The organism is Streptomyces sp. SP18CS02, assembly GCF_036322365.1.
GTDB lineage: Bacteria > Actinomycetota > Actinomycetes > Streptomycetales > Streptomycetaceae > Streptomyces.
In genome coordinates this window covers 150369-166889 of the sequence record NZ_JAQYXC010000281.1, presented here as the reverse complement: position 1 = coordinate 166889, position 16521 = coordinate 150369, and the positions used below count along the sequence as shown (strand labels likewise).

At 71.4% G+C, this 16521-nt stretch carries 14 protein-coding genes; 10 read left to right on the top strand and 4 right to left on the bottom strand.

All coding sequences use genetic code 11. The features are described from left to right. Positions 1-17: 17 nt before the first annotated feature. From PUR26_RS15820 to pssA, 8 genes are all read left to right on the top strand, one after another. Positions 18-2714 (top strand): AAA family ATPase, encoded by a 2697-nt coding sequence (locus tag PUR26_RS15820; RefSeq protein ID WP_329873007.1) that lies wholly within the window; start codon positions 18-20, stop codon positions 2712-2714. Between the two features lie 368 nt (positions 2715-3082). Next, on the top strand, positions 3083-4420 hold the full coding sequence (gene ccrA / locus PUR26_RS15815) for a crotonyl-CoA carboxylase/reductase (protein WP_329873006.1): 1338 nt from the start codon (positions 3083-3085) through the stop codon (positions 4418-4420). Between the two features lie 9 nt (positions 4421-4429). Continuing rightward, positions 4430-6442 carry a protein meaA gene (locus tag PUR26_RS15810; RefSeq protein WP_329873005.1) on the top strand — a complete coding sequence of 671 codons (2013 nt, stop codon included), beginning with the start codon at positions 4430-4432 and terminating at the stop codon, positions 6440-6442. Then, positions 6439-7404, top strand: coding sequence for an HpcH/HpaI aldolase/citrate lyase family protein (locus PUR26_RS15805; RefSeq protein ID WP_329873004.1), 966 nt, complete (start codon positions 6439-6441; stop codon positions 7402-7404). The genes PUR26_RS15810 and PUR26_RS15805 overlap by 4 nt, the downstream gene beginning before the upstream one ends. 16 nt (positions 7405-7420) lie before the next feature. Continuing rightward, the gene (locus PUR26_RS15800; RefSeq protein ID WP_329873003.1) at positions 7421-7948 is read left to right on the top strand and encodes a MaoC family dehydratase; all 528 of its coding nucleotides are present in this window, start codon (positions 7421-7423) and stop codon (positions 7946-7948) included. A gap of 4 nt (positions 7949-7952) precedes the next feature. Next, a complete protein-coding gene (locus PUR26_RS15795; protein ID WP_329873002.1) occupies positions 7953-9158 on the top strand; it encodes an acyl-CoA dehydrogenase family protein in 1206 nt (401 codons plus the stop codon). A 180-nt stretch (positions 9159-9338) separates the two neighbouring features. Then, positions 9339-9995 (top strand): phosphatidylserine decarboxylase, encoded by a 657-nt coding sequence (locus PUR26_RS15790; RefSeq protein ID WP_329873001.1) that lies wholly within the window; start codon positions 9339-9341, stop codon positions 9993-9995. Further along, positions 9988-10854: a CDP-diacylglycerol--serine O-phosphatidyltransferase gene (gene pssA / locus PUR26_RS15785; protein ID WP_329873219.1), complete on the top strand. Its 867-nt coding sequence runs from the start codon at positions 9988-9990 to the stop codon at positions 10852-10854. Before PUR26_RS15790 ends, pssA begins: the two co-directional genes overlap by 8 nt. Before the next feature lie 148 nt (positions 10855-11002). On the opposite strand, the gene PUR26_RS15780 is transcribed toward pssA, so the two are convergent. Both PUR26_RS15780 and PUR26_RS15775 read right to left on the bottom strand, forming a co-directional pair. Continuing rightward, positions 11003-11644, bottom strand: coding sequence for a GNAT family N-acetyltransferase (locus PUR26_RS15780; RefSeq protein WP_329873000.1), 642 nt, complete (start codon positions 11642-11644; stop codon positions 11003-11005). A 278-nt stretch (positions 11645-11922) separates the two neighbouring features. Further along, entirely contained in the window at positions 11923-13077 is a 1155-nt protein-coding gene (locus PUR26_RS15775; RefSeq protein WP_329872999.1) for a glycerate kinase, read from the bottom strand. 104 nt (positions 13078-13181) lie between these two features. On the opposite strand from PUR26_RS15775, the gene PUR26_RS15770 reads away from it, so the two are divergent. After that, positions 13182-13682 (top strand): NUDIX hydrolase, encoded by a 501-nt coding sequence (locus PUR26_RS15770; RefSeq protein ID WP_329872998.1) that lies wholly within the window; start codon positions 13182-13184, stop codon positions 13680-13682. Between the two features lie 89 nt (positions 13683-13771). After that, entirely contained in the window at positions 13772-14488 is a 717-nt protein-coding gene (locus PUR26_RS15765; RefSeq protein ID WP_329872997.1) for an SIR2 family NAD-dependent protein deacylase, read from the top strand. Between the two features lie 28 nt (positions 14489-14516). On the opposite strand, the gene PUR26_RS15760 is transcribed toward PUR26_RS15765, so the two are convergent. Together PUR26_RS15760 and PUR26_RS15755 are read right to left on the bottom strand one after the other, a co-directional pair. Next, on the bottom strand, positions 14517-15014 hold the full coding sequence (locus PUR26_RS15760) for a methylated-DNA--[protein]-cysteine S-methyltransferase (RefSeq protein WP_329872996.1): 498 nt from the start codon (positions 15012-15014) through the stop codon (positions 14517-14519). Between the two features lie 12 nt (positions 15015-15026). Next, positions 15027-16502 carry an AlkA N-terminal domain-containing protein gene (locus tag PUR26_RS15755; RefSeq protein ID WP_329872995.1) on the bottom strand — a complete coding sequence of 492 codons (1476 nt, stop codon included), beginning with the start codon at positions 16500-16502 and terminating at the stop codon, positions 15027-15029. Between the last annotated feature and the right edge of the window lie 19 nt (positions 16503-16521).

Genomic DNA, 16521 nt, shown 5'->3' with positions numbered 1-16521 from the left:
GTGTTATTCACGTGGCTGTGGACGACGCGAGCGAGGCGCACCCGCCGGCGGCGGTACGCAATGAGGTCACCGACGCCAGGGCCGACAACGTCATTCAGAGCGGCACCATCGGCGCGGTGACCATCAACGCGCCCACGCGGTCGTCGTCCGCGCTGCGGGGTCTGCGGCCGCGGCCGCACACGGTGATCGGGCGCGACGACGCCCTCGCCGTACTGCTCGGCCGCCTCGAACCGTCCGCGCCGCGGCCGCACGCGGTGGCGATCACCGGCCAGGGCGGGGTGGGCAAGACCGTGCTGGCCCTGGAGGCCGCGCACGAGGCCGTCGACCGGGGCTGGTTCCCGGGCGACGTGCTGTACGCCGACGCCCGGGCCCACCATTCGGGGCGGCGGGCCGGCTTCGAGGAGCTGCTCGACGGCTTCCTGCGCATGCTGGGCACCCCGGCCGCGGACATACCGGCCCACCGGATCGGCCTGGAGGCCCTTCTGCGCAGCGCGCTGATCCGGCACGACGAGCGCCACGGGGCCGCGCTGATCCTGGTCGACGACGCCGTGTCGGCCGCCGAACTGGTCGACCTCCTTCCCTCCTCCACCCGCCACCGGCTCGTGGTGACCACCCGGCAGGGGCCGTCGGCCCACGCGGAGCTGGCCGTACTGCCCCTCGGCGTCCTCGGGCCCGCCGACTCCCGCGACCTCCTGCGGTCCGGGCGGAGCGGCGGTGCCGACGAGGCGGAACTGGACGAACTCGCCATGCTGTGCGGGCACCTGCCGCTCGCCCTGGGCGTGGCCCTCGCGACGGCGAACGAGGACGGCGGGAACCTGCTCCCGCTGCTCTCCCGGCTGCGCGAGCAGCGCGAACGCCTGGCGGAGCTCGGGCTGGACGCCCTCTACGACGCCTCGTACCAGACACTGCCGCCCGAGGACGCCCGGCTGCTGCGGATGCTCGGCCTGCATCCCGCGACGGTGATCGACGTCGCTTCCGCCGCCGCGCTGGCGGGCCGGCCCGAGGCGGAGACCGGCCGCGGCCTGCGCCGGCTGCGCCAGGCGAACCTGCTGCTGGCGGCCGACCGCGACGGGCGGGTGCGCTTCCACGACCTGACGCGTCTGTACGCCGAGAAGCAGCTGGCCGAGGCCCCCGCCCCGGACCGCCTGGCCGCCCTGGAGCGGCTGCTCGCCCACTTCGCGGCCCGGGCCGAGGAGCCCCACTGGCTGGACGACCACCACGGGGCGGCGGCAGCGGCGGTCGACCGGGCGGTGACGGAGGGCCTGCACGGCGCGGTGGAGCCGCTGGCCGAGCCGCTCACCGCGTATCTGACCCGCCGCGCCCACACGGTCGACGCCCTGGTGGTGCTGCGCGGGCGGGCGGTCGCGGCACGGCACCGGGGCGACCACTTCGGAGAGATCCGGGTGCTGGACTCGATGAGCGAGCTGTACGCGGAGCTGGGATTCCGCGGGCACTCCAAGGACTGCGACCGGACGGCCGACATCCTGCGCGACCGGCACCGGGGTCACAGCGGGCGTAACCACCGCCGGACGACGGCGCGGCTGGCGGACATGAAGGGACGGACCGCCTCGTTACGCCAGGACCACGAGGAGGCGGTCAGTCATTTCCTCGTCGCGCAGCGGCTCTGGGAGCGGCTGGGACAGAGCCGCAAACGCATCGCCTCACTGTGCGAACTGGGCCGGTCCTACCGGGCCCTGGGACAGGACGGCGCGGCGGACACGACCTTCCGGGACGTCCTGCGCCTGGCCGAGGAGACCGACTCCCTTCCCGGGGCCGCCCGCGCCCATCAGGAGCTCGCGGACATGGCGCTCGCCCGCCGGGACCCGGGATCGGCGTCGCGGCACGCGGCGGCGGCTCTGCAGCGGGTGCGGCGCACGGGCGACCGCAAGGCCCTGGCGGCCGCCCACGCCGTGCTGGCCAGGATCGCCCTGGCGAACGGGGACCTGGACACGGCGAGGACCCAGGCCGACCTCGCGTTCGACATCACCCTCGACCACGGACTGGTGGACACCGACGCCCTGGAGGTGAGCGACGAGGTCGACGACGCCTGGCGGGCGGCCCGCAAGGAGCGGCTGCGGCTCCTCGCCGGGCAGGGCCGAGAGGCCGAGTACCAGGCGGAGGCCGAGGCGGTGCGCGCGGTTCTCGACAGGGCCCTGGCCCGGCGGGAGGCGTACAGGGGACTGCTCGAAACGATCGGGGGCCAGCTGGAGCGCCAGGCGAGGATGAGCGACAGCTACGCCAAGTGGCGGCGCCTCACCTGGCAGTCGGACGAACCGCCGCCGGGCCTCCCCCAGCCACCGCCGCCACCGCCGGCGAAGCTGCCCGCCCCCGCTCTCGTACGTCTCGCGCTCGGCCCGGCCCTGTCCGCCGTCCCCCTCGTCGCCGAGCTCCTGGGGGACGGGCCCCATCCTGTTCGACTGCTGCTGTGGGCCGTCTACCTCTGCATCGGTTCGGTGGGCACCGCGGTCGTGTACGGCACGCTGACGAGGGGACGGACGAGTACGCGGGAGTTCGTGGTCGAGACGGTGTGGCTCGTGGCGGCGCTGGTGGGCCTCGTCAGCCTGTCGGTGGGAATGCTGACCGGCCTCGGCAGCGAGTCCGGTTGGAGGGTCACGACCGGAAGCGTCTGGGTGGGAGCCCTCGCCGCGACCGCGCCCATCGTCTGTTCCTTCCACACCTCTCCCCGGGTGCGGCGCAGATTCCGCGCCCGTTGAGCACCCGGCGCGGTCACCCGACCACGCGATGTCACGGTGGTCGCCCCTTGCGACGGCCGTGTTGCTCATGCGTGCCGCGCGGATGACATCTGAGAGAAATTGTTGGCACCGAGTGTCTTGCCACCTGGCACGGGGTGCCATACGTTGAAGGTGTCCGGGCGGCCGGCGTGCAGAGACCTCTCGTACGCCGGCTGTCCCCGCAAACCATCGTGAATGCGCGCCCGGACGCCTGCGTCACAGGCAACCTCCCGCGCACACCAGCGCTGCCACAACAGCATCACCAGCCGAACCGACGGCACACCTCCACAGCAGCACCCCGACGTTCCCCTCAGCGTTCCCCGAAAACGCGCTTCGCCGGAGGCAACACCGTGAAGGAAATCCTGGACGCGATCCAGTCGACGGAGACCACGTCCGCCGACTTCGCCGCTCTTCCCCTGCCCGAGTCGTACCGCGCGGTGACCGTGCACAAGGACGAGGCGGAGATGTTCGCCGGTCTCGCCACCCGCGACAAGGACCCGCGCAAGTCGCTGCACCTCGACGACGTGCCGCTCCCCGAACTCGGCCCGGGCGAGGCCCTGGTGGCCGTGATGGCCTCCTCGGTCAACTACAACTCCGTCTGGACCTCGATCTTCGAGCCGGTGTCCACCTTCAGCTTCCTGGAGCGCTACGGACGCCTGTCGGAGCTCACCAAGCGCCACGACCTGCCGTACCACGTCATCGGCTCCGACCTCGCGGGCGTCGTGCTGCGCACCGGCCCGGGCGTCAACGCCTGGCGCCCGGGTGACGAGGTCGTCGCGCACTGCCTCTCCGTCGAGCTGGAGTCCTCGGACGGCCACAACGACACCATGCTCGACCCCGAGCAGCGCATCTGGGGCTTCGAGACGAACTTCGGCGGACTGGCGGAGATCGCCCTCGTCAAGTCCAACCAGCTGATGCCCAAGCCCGACCACCTCAGCTGGGAGGAGGCCGCCTCCCCCGGCCTGGTCAACTCCACCGCCTACCGCCAGCTGGTCTCCCGCAACGGCGCCGGCATGAAGCAGGGCGACAACGTCCTGATCTGGGGCGCGAGCGGCGGCCTCGGCTCGTACGCGACGCAGTTCGCCCTGGCCGGCGGCGCCAACCCGATCTGCGTGGTCTCCAGCCCCGAGAAGGCGGACATCTGCCGGGCCATGGGCGCCGAGGCGGTCATCGACCGCAACGCCGAGGGGTACAGGTTCTGGAAGGACGAGCACACCCAGGACCCCAAGGAGTGGAAGCGCTTCGGCAAGCGCATCCGCGAGCTGACCGGCGGCGAGGACATCGACATCGTCTTCGAGCACCCGGGCCGCGAGACCTTCGGCGCCTCCGTCTACGTGACCCGCAAGGGCGGCACCATCACCACCTGCGCCTCGACCTCGGGCTACATGCACGAGTACGACAACCGCTACCTGTGGATGTCGCTGAAGCGGATCATCGGCTCGCACTTCGCCAACTACCGCGAGGCGTGGGAGGCGAACCGTCTGATCGCCAAGGGCAGGATCCACCCCACTCTGTCGAAGGTGTACTCGCTGGAGGACACCGGCCAGGCCGCGTACGACGTCCACCGCAACCTGCACCAGGGCAAGGTCGGCGTGCTGGCCCTGGCGCCGCGCGAGGGCCTGGGCGTGCGCGACCACGAGCTGCGCGAGAAGCACATCGACGCCATCAACCGCTTCCGGAACATCTGAGGCCCATAGATGACAGAGCGCCAGAAGGACCGCCCCTGGCTCATGCGGACGTACGCCGGTCACTCGACCGCCGAGGCGTCCAACGAGCTCTACCGGCGCAACCTCGCCAAGGGCCAGACCGGCCTGTCGGTCGCCTTCGATCTGCCCACGCAGACGGGGTACGACCCCGATCACATCCTCGCCCGCGGCGAGGTGGGCCGCGTCGGGGTCCCGGTCTCCCACCTCGGTGACATGCGACGGCTGTTCCAGGACATCCCCCTGGAGCAGATGAACACGTCCATGACCATCAACGCCACCGCCATGTGGCTGCTGGCGCTCTATCAGGTGGTGGCCGAGGAGCAGGGCGCCGACATCGGCAGGCTCCAGGGGACGACCCAGAACGACATCGTCAAGGAGTACCTGTCGCGCGGGACGCACGTCTTCCCGCCCGGCCCCTCTCTCCGGCTCACCACCGACATGATCACCTACACGGTGAACAACATCCCGAAGTGGAACCCGATCAACATCTGCAGCTACCACCTGCAGGAGGCGGGCGCCACCCCGGTCCAGGAGATCTCGTACGCCATGTCGACGGCGATCGCCGTGCTCGACGCGGTCTTCGCCTCAGGCCAGGTACCGGAGGACCGCAAGGGCGATGTCGTCGCGCGCATCTCCTTCTTCGTGAACGCGGGCGTCCGGTTCGTCGAGGAGATGTGCAAGATGCGCGCCTTCGGCCGCATCTGGGACCAGGTCACACGTGAGCGGTACGGCATCGAGAACCCCAAGCAGCGCCGCTTCCGCTACGGCGTGCAGGTCAACTCGCTGGGTCTGACCGAGGCGCAGCCGGAGAACAACGTCCAGCGCATCGTCCTGGAGATGCTCGCCGTCACCCTCTCCAAGGACGCCCGCGCCCGCGCCGTCCAGCTGCCGGCCTGGAACGAGGCGCTGGGCCTGCCCCGGCCCTGGGACCAGCAGTGGAGCCTGCGCATCCAGCAGGTCCTCGCGCACGAGAGCGACCTGCTGGAGTACGAGGACATCTTCGCGGGCTCGCACGTCATCGAGGCCAAGGTGGAGTCCCTGGTCACCGAGTGCCTGGCCGAGATCGACCGGATCGAGGGGATGGGCGGCGCGATGGCCGCCGTCGAGTCCGGTTACCTGAAGTCTCAGCTGGTCTCCTCGCACGCCGAGCGGCGGGCCCGGATCGAGGCCGGCGAGGAGAAGATCGTCGGCGTCAACATCTTCGAGACCACGGAGGAGAACCCGCTCACCGCGGACCTGGACACCGCGATCATGACGGTGGACCCGGCCAACGAGGCGCGGGTGGTCGCCAAGCTGCACGAGTGGCGCGACAACCGCGACGAGACCCGCGCCCAGGAGGCCCTCGCCACGCTCAAGGCGACGGCGGCCGGCGAGGGGAACCTCTTCGAGGCCACCCTGGAGTGCGCCCGCGCGGGCGTCACCACCGGCGAGTGGTCCTGGGCGCTGCGGGACGTCTTCGGCGAGTTCCGCGCCCCCACGGGCGTCTCGTCCGCCCCGGTGGCGGTCACCGCCGAGAAGGGCACGCCGCTCGCCGCCGTGCGCGAGAAGGTCGCCCGTACGGCGGAGGAGCTGGGCGCGGGGCGCCTGCGCCTGCTCGTCGGCAAGCCCGGCCTGGACGGGCACTCCAACGGCGCCGAGCAGATCGCCGTACGCGCGCGCGACGCCGGCTTCGAGGTGGTCTACCAGGGCATCCGGCTCACCCCCGAGCAGATCGTCAACGCCTCGCTGGCGGAGGACGTGCACTGCGTGGGGCTGTCGATCCTCTCCGGGTCGCACGCCGAGCTGGTGCCGGACGTCCTGAGCCGGCTGCGGGAGGCCGGTGCCTCCGACATTCCGGTGATCGTCGGCGGGATCATTCCGAACGCCGACGCAGCCGAACTGAGGCGCGCGGGTGTGGCCGCCGTCTTCACCCCGAAGGACTTCGGCATCACGGAGATCATCGGCCGTATCGTCGACGAGATCCGGAAAGCGAACAAGCTCGACCCTCTGGAGGTCCCCGCATGACCACGCCCGTGAACCGCCTGCGCCCGCGCCGCTCCTGCCTGGCGGTCCCCGGTTCCAACCCGCGCTTCCTGGAGAAGGCCCAGGGCCTCCCCGCCGACCAGGTCTTCCTGGACCTGGAGGACGCGTGCGCGCCGCTCGCCAAGCCGGGGGCCCGGCACACCATCGTCCAGTTCCTCAACGAGGGCGACTGGACCGGCAAGACGAGGGTGGTGCGCGTCAACGACTGGACCACCGAGTGGACGTACCGCGATGTCGTCACGGTCGTCGAGGGCGCGGGCCAGAACCTCGACTGCATCATGCTGCCGAAGGTGCAGGACGCCCAGCAGATCGTCGCCCTCGACCTGCTGCTGACCCAGATCGAGAAGACGATGGGCTTCGAGGTCGGGAAGATCGGCATCGAGGCGCAGATCGAGAACGCGCAGGGCCTCAACAACGTCAACGCGATCGCCCAGGCGTCCCCCCGGGTGGAGACGATCATCTTCGGCCCGGCCGACTTCATGGCGTCGATCAACATGAAGTCCCTGGTCGTCGGCGAGCAGCCGCCCGGCTACCCGGCGGACGCGTACCACTACATCCTGATGAAGATCCTGATGGCCGCCCGCGCCAACAACCTCCAGGCGATCGACGGCCCCTACCTCCAGATCCGCAACATCGACGGCTACCGCGAGGTCGCCCAGCGCGCCGCCGCCCTCGGTTTCGACGGCAAGTGGGTGCTGCACCCGGGCCAGGTCGAGGCGTCCAACGAGATCTTCTCCCCCTCGCAGGAGGACTTCGACCACGCCGAGCTGATCCTGGACGCGTACGACTACTACACGTCCGAGGCGGGCGGCAAGAAGGGCTCCGCGATGCTCGGCGACGAGATGATCGACGAGGCCAGCCGCAAGATGGCGCTGGTCATCTCCGGCAAGGGCCGGGCCGCCGGCATGACCCGTACCTCCAAGTTCGAAGCCCCCGTCGACTGAGAGAGACCTGATCACCATGCAGTTCGGACGCACGTACGAAGAGTTCGAGATCGGCGCGGTCTACAAGCACTGGCCCGGAAAGACGGTCACGGAGTACGACGACCACCTCTTCTGTCTGCTCACGATGAACCACCATCCCCTCCACATGGACACGAACTACGCGGAGAGCACGACCGACTTCGGGAAGAACGTCGTCGTCGGCAACTACATCTACTCCCTGCTGCTGGGCATGTCCGTGCCGGACGTCTCCGGCAAGGCGATCGCCAACCTGGAGATCGAGTCGCTGCGCCACGTCGCGCCGACGTTCCACGGCGACACCATCTACGGCGAGACGACCGTCCTCGACAAGACCCCCTCGAAGTCCAAGTCGGACCGCGGGATCGTGTACGTCGAGACCAAGGGCTACAAGCAGGACGGCACCCTGGTGTGCGTCTTCCGCCGCAAGGTGATGGTGCCCACCGAGACGTACATCAAGGAGCGCGGCGGCGAGCAGCCCGGCCGCCCGGAGCTGGTGGAAGCTCCGAAGAAGACGCAGGAGAAGTGAAGCCATGAGCCGACTCGCGCAGACCCACGGTCTCACCGACGTCCAGCAGGAGATCCTCTCGACGGTCCGTGACTTCGTCGACAAGGAGATCATTCCCGTCGCGACCGAGCTGGAGCACCGCGACGAGTACCCGCAGGAGATCGTCGACGGTCTCAAGGAGCTGGGTGTCTTCGGCCTGATGATCCCCGAGGAGTACGGGGGTCTGGGTGAGTCCCTTCTCACGTACGCGCTGTGCGTGGAGGAGATCGCCCGCGGCTGGATGTCCGTCTCCGGGATCATCAACACCCACTTCATCGTCGCGTACATGCTCAAGCAGCACGGCACGCAGGAGCAGAAGGACACCTTCCTGCCGCGGATGGCGGCCGGCGAGGTGCGCGGGGCGTTCTCGATGTCCGAGCCGGCCCTCGGGTCGGACGTGTCGGCCATCACGTCGAAGGCGGTGGAGGACGGCGACGAGTACGTCCTGAACGGCCAGAAGATGTGGCTGACGAACGGCGGCACCTCGACCCTGGTCGCCGTCCTCGTCCGGAGTGACGAAGGACACCCGGAGGGAACGGCCCCCCACAAGTCGATGACGACCTTCCTGATCGAGAAGGAGCCCGGCTTCGGAGAGGTCCGGCCCGGCCTCACGATCCCGGGGAAGATCGACAAGATGGGCTACAAGGGTGTCGACACCACCGAGCTGATCATGGACGGACTGCGCATTCCGGCCAATCGTGTACTCGGCGGCACCACCGGCCGAGGGTTTTACCAAATGATGGACGGCGTGGAAGTCGGCCGGGTGAATGTCGCGGCCCGTGGCTGTGGTGTCGCGCAGCGTGCGTTCGAGCTCGGTGTCTCATATGCCCAGCAGCGCCACACTTTCGGAAAGGCGATCGCCCAGCACCAGGCGATCCAGTTCAAGCTGGCGGAGATGGCTACCAAGGTCGAGGCCGCCCATGCCATGATGGTCAACGCAGCACGCAAAAAGGACTCCGGGGAACGAAACGACCTGGAAGCAGGGATGGCGAAGTACCTCGCCTCCGAATACTGCAAGGAGGTCGTCGAGGACGCCTTCCGTATCCATGGCGGCTACGGGTTCTCGAAGGAGTACGAAATCGAGCGTCTCTACCGAGAGGCGCCGATGCTGCTCATCGGTGAAGGTACCGCCGAGATCCAGAAAATGATCATTGGTCGCCGTCTGCTCGAGGAGTACCGCTTCCAGGGGTGATTGTCGCTTTTGAGTCGGTTTGGCCGCGAAGAAGATCACACCCTGGCATCCTTTGCCGAACGCTTCCGGCCGACCGACTCGGCTTCGGGCTTTCCCAGTTGCGGCCCGCAACCGCTAGCATCGCTCAAAAGCCGCCGTCCCCCGTTCACAGCGCGGCCTCATCCGCTACGAAGGTCATCCATGCCCCACAGCCAAACCTCTGCACCTCGCGAAGGCCTCTCCGGCGTACGCATCGCACGCGGAGCATCGCCGTGGCTTCTGCCGACCGTCGCCACCGCCGCACTCAGCCTTGCCCGCTCGCGCCGTTCCCGGCGCGCCGCGGCCATCGCTGTGCCCACCACCGCTCTGGCGGCGGGCATGCTGTGGTTCTTCCGCGACCCCGAGCGCGAGATCGCTCAGGGCAGGGTCATCTCGCCCGCCGACGGTGTGGTGCAGAGCATCATGCCGTGGAAGGACGGACGTACCCGTGTCGCCATCTTCATGAGCCCGCTGAACGTCCACGTCAACCGCGCCCCGCTGGCGGGCACGGTCACGTCGGTCGAGCACGTGCCCGGCGGTTTCGTGCCGGCGTTCAACAAGGAGAGCGAGAACAACGAGCGCGTTGTCTGGCACTTCGACACCGAGCTCGGTGACATCGAGATGGTGCAGATCGCCGGTGCCGTGGCGCGGCGCATCGTGCCGTACATCCCGCAGGGCACCAAGGTCGAGCAGGGTGAGCGTATCGGTCTGATCCGCTTCGGCTCGCGCGTTGACATCTACCTTCCGGAAGGTGTCGACGTCGCTGTCGAGGTCGGTCAGACCACGACTGCGGGGGTGACTCGCATTGACCGTGATTGATCCCGACACACGGGCCTCCGACTGGGTCTCCGACGCGGACGCGGAGGGGGCCGACGAGGCCGAGGAGATGCCGCTGTCACTGAGGCTGTCCATAGCGGACGCCCTCACGCTCGGTAACGCGACGTGTGGATTCATGGCGGTGTACTTCACCACCACCGGCATCCTCATCCCGCACCTCACGGGCAGCGCCGAGACCGGCATGGCACGCAACAGCGCCGCCACCGCCGTGATCCTGATGCTGTGCGCGGCGATCTTCGACCTCTTCGACGGCATCGTGGCGCGCAAGCTGCGCTCCTCGCCGATGGGCGCCGAGCTCGACAACCTCTCGGACCTGATCAGCTTCGGTCTGGCCCCGGCCTACTTCGTGCTCGTGTACGGCATGGTCACGCCCGGCGCGCAGCAGAAGGTCTCGGCGGTGGCCGCGATCGTGGTGCTGCTGGCGGTGGTGCTGCGGCTTGCCAGATTCTCCTGCGTGACGCTGAAGGACGGCATGTTCCAGGGCATGCCGAGCCCCTTCGGCGCCCTGACGGTCGTCTCGATCGTGCTGCTGGAGCTGCCGTTCATCCCGACGCTGCTGGCGATCATCGGCACGGCGTGGCTGATGGTCAGCCGGGTGGAGTACCCGAAGCCGCGGGGCGTCCTCGCGGTGGCGATGCTCAGCTGGATCGTCGGAGCGATGGCCATGCTGGCCGCGTGGGCGTTCGACGCCCCGGGCGGTCAGCTGCTGCTCCAGACCGGCTGCGCGCTCCAGGTGGTGCTGGGCGCCGTGATCCCGTTGTTCGCCACGGCGCGGCGCGTGAACACCTTCCGTGACAACCGGCGCGAGAGCCGTGAGGCGCGGGCGGCACAGCTGCCGTAGCGGCACGGCATGGATGACGGAAGGGCCCGGGTGCTTGAAGAGCGCCCGGGCCCTTCCGTCGTTCCCGGACGCCGGCCCGGGGCGGGCGGGCCTCTCCGGCCGGCCGTATGCGGCCGCCCGCGGGGCCTCGGGGCCGGCCCCGCCCTTCTCAGGCGTCCGCGGGGGCCATGGGGCGGGCCCCCGCGCCGGCCGCGCCCGGGTCCAGGGGCTTGTAGTAGTACGTGGTGGGGCGCGGGACCCCGGCGGGGTCGAGCGCGTACCCGGGAATCGTCCCGCCCCGGGTCCATCCCGCCCTGCGGTAGAGACCCTCGGCCGCGCTGCCGGTCTCGGTGTCCAGCACGAGCAGCGTGCGGCCCTCGTCCGCCGCCGCCCGCTCCGCCGCCGCCAGGAGGCGCCTCCCGAGCCCTCTGCCCCGGGCGTCGCGGTGGACGAGCAGCTTGGAGATCTCGGCGCGGTGGCGCTGGTTCGGCAACGACGGACGGACCAGCGTGATCACCCCGGAGAGCCGGCCGTCGTGCCCGGCACAGGCCCATACCTCCCGGTCCCCGCGTTCCGACTCGTCGGCGACCGCCCGCCACCAGGCGGCGGCCTCCGCGGCCTCCAGAGGTGCCAGGAACCCCACCGAAGCGCCGCCGTCCACGGCGTCCACCAGGAGTGCCGCGAGTCCGTCGCCGGCCCGGTCACGGATCTGTCCGGCGGTCAGCAGCACGATCGCGTGCGTGTCCGCCGCGTGTGTGCCGGCTGCGTGTGCGTCCGTCCCCGCGGCCCGCGTGTCGCTGCGATGGCTCATGATCAGAGCTTCACACGTACGGGTTACAGCGGCGTGACGGAGGGTTCCGGCGGGCCGGGGGCGCGAAGTGAAGAGGGCGCCTGGCGCGCGGCCCGCCGGATCGCCGGATCGTCATCCCGGGCCGGTGCCGAGGAGCCCGTACCGGACCGGATGCCGGACCGGTACGCCCCCCGGACCCCGTGAACCGCCGGCAGTGACGACGCGCCGGGGACGGCGCGTCCGACGGGGTGCCCGCGGGGAGCGGGGGGGGGCCGGGGGGGGAGCCGCCGCGGGCCTGCCTACCGCAGGAAGTCGCGGGCGATGCCGGAGGCCACGCGCTCCAGCAGCGGACCCGCCTGCGCGATGCAGGTGGCCGTGTCCGGCTCCAGGTCGGTCAGCGGGTACGCCCGGCGGATGCCCGCAGCGCCGAGGACATCCGGCCGCAGTGCCAGGCGGCCGCAGACGGCGACGACCTCGACGCCGGCCGCCCTGGCCGCCGCGGCGACGCCCGCGGGGGCCTTGCCGTGCAGGGTCTGCTCGTCCAGGGAACCCTCGCCGGTGATGACGAGCGTGGCCCGGGACAGCGCGGGCCCGAAGCCGAGCACGTCGAGCATCACCTCGATACCGGGGCGGAACCGCGCGCCCAGCCCGACCAGCGCGCCGTAGCCGATACCGCCCGCGGCGCCCGCGCCGGGCGAATCGGCCAGGGCGGTGGCCCGGGAGCCGATGGTGTCGCGGAGCACCGACGCGAAGTGCGCGAGGGCCGCGTCCAGCTCCGCCACGTCCTCGGCGGACGCGCCCTTCTGCGGCCCGTACACCGCGGGCGCGCCCTTCGGCCCGGTGAGCGGGTTGTCCACGTCGCTCGCGAGAACCAGGTCCACGTCCGCGAACCGGGCGTCCAGGCCGGACAGATCGGCCGTCGCGAGGCGGCGCAGTCCGCCGCCGCCCGGCCCGACCGGCTCGCCGTCCCCGTCCAGGAAGCGCGCGCCCAGCGCCGCCAGCATCCCGGCGCCGCCGTCCGTGGTGGCACTGCCGCCCACGCCGAAGACGATCGTGCGGGCACCGGCGTCGAGCGCGGCGCGCAGCAGCTCGCCGGAGCCGTACGTCGTGGAGGTCAGCGGCGCGAAGACGCCCTTGGGCAGCAGCTGGAGGCCCGACGCCTCCGCCATCTCCACCACGGCGGTTCCCTCGCGCAGCGCGTACGCCGCCGTGACCGGCTCGCCGAGGGGCCCGGTGACCCGTACCTCCCGGCGTTCGAAGCCTGCCGCGACCGCCGCCGCGACCGTGCCGTCGCCGCCGTCGGCGACGGGCAGGGTCTCCACCCGGAGACCCGGAAGGACCTGCCGCAGCCCGGCCGTCACCCGCTCCGCGACCTGCACGGCCGTGAGCGAACCCTTGAACTTGTCAGCCGCGACGAGCACACGCGCGGCCTCAGTAACTGCTCCGTCCGTCACCCTTGCATCCCTTGCTTTCGAACAGGCAGTCGCGCCGAGGCCGACCCTATCCGCAGGGTCGAAGGGAGTGCCACCCCCGCCCGGACCGCCGCTACCCTGACGCTGTGACCACCACGGACTACGCCACGTACATCGCCGGACTCCCCCGTGTGCTCGCGGCGGCCGCCGCGCTGTTCCGCGACAGCGAGGGCCGGGTGCTCCTCGTCGAGCCGAACTACCGCGAAGGCTGGGCGCTGCCCGGCGGGACCATCGAGTCCGACAGCGGGGAGACCCCGAGGCAGGCAGCCCGGCGGGAGACCCTGGAGGAGATCGGGCTGGACGTGGAGCCGGGGCCGCTGCTGGCGGTGGACTGGTCGCTCCGGGCGGACCGGCCGCCGATCGCCGCGTGGGTGTACGACGGCGGGGTGCTCACCGGTGAACAGTTCCGGGCGATCCGGCTCCAGGAGGACGAGCTGATCTCCTGGAAGCTGGTGGAGCGCGAGGAGCTCTCCACGTATCTGCCCGGCCAGCTCGGGCCGCGGGTGCGGGCGGCGCTGGACGCGCTGGAGGCGGGCCGGGGCCCCGTCGAGCTGGAGAACGGCCTGCCGCCCCGTCCCCCGGCCTGAGCACGGGCCTCCACGGCCCTGGCCGGGGCCCCGGGCAGGGCCCGGTAATCGGCTCGCGGGCGCGGCGGGGTGCTGCGTAACCTCGCCCCATGACTCTCGTCGCGATCCTCAGCGGTGCCGGTATCTCCACCGACTCCGGCATCAGCGACTACCGGGGGCCCAACGGTCTGTGGCGGCGCGACCCGGAGGCCGAGAAGCTCGTCACGTACGAGTACTACATGGCCGACCCGGAGATCCGGCGCCGTGCCTGGCGGATGCGGCGTGACGCCACCACGCTGCGGGCCCGGCCGAACGCCGCGCACCGGGCCGTCGCCGCGCTGGAGCGGACGCCGGGCTTCGCCGTGCGCGTGATCACCCAGAACGTCGACGGGCTGCATCAGCTGGCCGGGATGCCCGCGCGCAAGGTGCTCGAACTGCACGGCACCGCGCGGACGGTGGTGTGCACCGGGTGCCATGCGCGGTCGCCGATGGTGGATGCGCTGGCCCGTGTGGAGGCGGGCGAGGAGGACCCCGCGTGCACGGGGTGCGGGGGGATCCTGAAGTCCGCCACGGTGATGTTCGGCCAGCGTCTGGACCCGGTGGTCCTGGGCGAGGCGGTGGGGATCGCCAAGGCCTCCGAGGTGTTCATCGCGGTCGGCTCGACGCTCCAGGTGCAGCCCGCCGCCTCGCTGGCCGGGCTCGCCGCCGAGCACGGGGCCCGGCTCATCGTCGTGAACGCCGAGCCGACCCCGTACGACGAGCTGGCCGACGAGGTCGTCCGCGAGCCGATCGGCACGTCCCTGCCGGACCTGCTGAAGCGGCTCTGAGGCCCGTCGGCCGGCGGGACCGCACCACCTAGAAGAGCGCGTCCTCGGTGGGCCGGCCGCTCTCGAAGGCGAGCAGGCGCTCCTTGCGGTCCAGACCGCCGCCGTAGCCCGTCAGGCTGCCGCTCGCCCCGATGACGCGGTGGCAGGGGACGATGATGCCGATCGGGTTCTTGCCGTTGGCGAGGCCCACGGCGCGCGAGGCACCCGGCTTGCCCAGGGCTTCCGCCAGTTCGCCGTACGAGCGGGTCTCCCCGTACGGGATGAGCAGGAGCTGCTCCCACACCCTGAGCTGGAACGGCGTGCCGGCCAGCTTCAGGGGCAGGTCGAAGGTGGTGAGCTCACCGGCGAAGTAGGCGTCGAGCTGGCGGATCGCCTCGCCGAAGGGGCGCGGGTCCGGGTCTCCGAACGTCTCCTCCGCCGGCCGGTGCCGCTGGCCCGCCATGTGCAGCCGGGACAGGACGCCGTCCGTGGCGACGAGGGTCAGCGGGCCGTACGGGCTGTCGACGACCGTGTGCTGCGTGGACATCGTTCAGTTTCCTTACGCGGGGAGGTGGTTGATCGGGTGGCTGTCGGTGGCCCACAAATACTGGACGGCGTAGGCGCGCCAGGGGCGCCAGGCCGCGGCGCGCGCGGTCAGGGCGGCGGGCGTCGACGGCAGGCCGAGACCTGCGGCGGCGCGCCGGATGCCGAGGTCCGAGGGGAGGAAGGCGTCGGGATCGCCCAGGGCGCGCATCGCGATCACCTCGACGGTCCAGGGGCCGAACCCCGGCAGCTCCATGAGGCGTGCGCGGGACTCCTCCCAGTCGCTGTCCGGGCCCAGTCGCAGCGAGCCGTCCGCCAGGGCGCGGACCAGGGTGGTGAGGGTGGTGCGGCGGCTGCGCGGAAGGGCGAGGGTGTCGGGGTCGAGCGCGGCGAGCGCGTCGGACGTCGGGAAGAGATGGGTGAGGCCGCCCTCGGGGTCGTCGACGGGAACGCCGTAGGCGCCGACGAGTCGCCCGGCGTGGGTGCGGGCGGCGGCGGTGGAGACCTGCTGGCCCAGCACGGCCCGTACCGCGAACTCCGCGGCGTCCACCGTGCGCGGTACCCGCCGCCCGGGCGCCTCGGCGACCAGCGGTGCCAGCAGGGGGTCCCCGCGGAGCTGGTCGTCCACCGCGACGGGGTCGGCGTCCAGGTCGAGCATCCAGCGGCAGCGGCTGATCGCCAGGGTGAGGTCGCGCGGGTCGGTGAGCGAGAGGCGGCAGGCGATGTGGTCGGGCCGGGGTGCGAGGGCGGCGACCCCGTGGCCGTGCGGGAGGGCGAGGGTGCGCCGGTAGGCGCCGTCGCGCCACTCCTCCACGCCCGGTACGGCGGTCGCGGCCAGGTGGCCGAAGAGGTTGTCGGGGTTCAGCGGCGCGCGGTACGGCAGGCGGAGTGCGATGACCCCCGGGGTCCGCGGCGGGTTCGTCCGGCTGCGGGCCGCGCGGGCCCGCAGCTCGCCCGGGGCCAGTGCGAACACCTCGCGGACGGTGTCGTTGAAGGTGCGCACGGACGAGAACCCGGCCGCGAAGGCCACGTCGGCCATGGGCAGCGTGGTCGTCTCGATGAGGAGGCGGGCGGTCTGTGCGCGCTGGGCGCGGGCCAGGGCGAGGGGGCCTGCGCCGAGCTCCGCGAGCAGCTGGCGCTCGATCTGCCGGGTGGAGTATCCGAGGCGGGCGGCCAGCCCCGGGACTCCCTCCCGGTCCACCACACCGTCCCGGATCAGGCGCATGGCGCGGGCCACGGCGTCGGCCCGGGCGTTCCACTCCGGGGAGCCGGGGGTGGTGTCGGGGCGGCAGCGCTTGCAGGCGCGGAAACCGGCCTGCTGGCAGGCGGCGGCGCTCGGATAGAACGTCATGTTCTCGGCCTTGGGCGGCACCACCGGGCAGCTGGGCCGACAGTAGATCCGGGTGGTCAGGACGGCGGTGAAGAACCAGCCGTCGAACCGGGCGTCCTTGGACTGGACGGCCCGCACGCAGCGCTCGGTCTCGGTGTGCATGGTTCCAGCATGGCGGCGG

Coding starts and splice junctions, on each gene's coding strand:
- PUR26_RS15810 (WP_329873005.1), top strand. CDS start 4,430: ATGACAGAGCGCCAGAAGGACCGCCCCTGGCTCATGCGGACGTACGCC.
- PUR26_RS15805 (WP_329873004.1), top strand. CDS start 6,439: ATGACCACGCCCGTGAACCGCCTGCGCCCGCGCCGCTCCTGCCTGGCG.
- PUR26_RS15800 (WP_329873003.1), top strand. CDS start 7,421: ATGCAGTTCGGACGCACGTACGAAGAGTTCGAGATCGGCGCGGTCTAC.
- PUR26_RS15795 (WP_329873002.1), top strand. CDS start 7,953: ATGAGCCGACTCGCGCAGACCCACGGTCTCACCGACGTCCAGCAGGAG.
- PUR26_RS15790 (WP_329873001.1), top strand. CDS start 9,339: ATGCCCCACAGCCAAACCTCTGCACCTCGCGAAGGCCTCTCCGGCGTA.
- PUR26_RS15780 (WP_329873000.1), bottom strand. CDS start 11,644: ATGAGCCATCGCAGCGACACGCGGGCCGCGGGGACGGACGCACACGCA.
- PUR26_RS15765 (WP_329872997.1), top strand. CDS start 13,772: ATGACTCTCGTCGCGATCCTCAGCGGTGCCGGTATCTCCACCGACTCC.
- PUR26_RS15760 (WP_329872996.1), bottom strand. CDS start 15,014: ATGTCCACGCAGCACACGGTCGTCGACAGCCCGTACGGCCCGCTGACC.
- PUR26_RS15755 (WP_329872995.1), bottom strand. CDS start 16,502: ATGCACACCGAGACCGAGCGCTGCGTGCGGGCCGTCCAGTCCAAGGAC.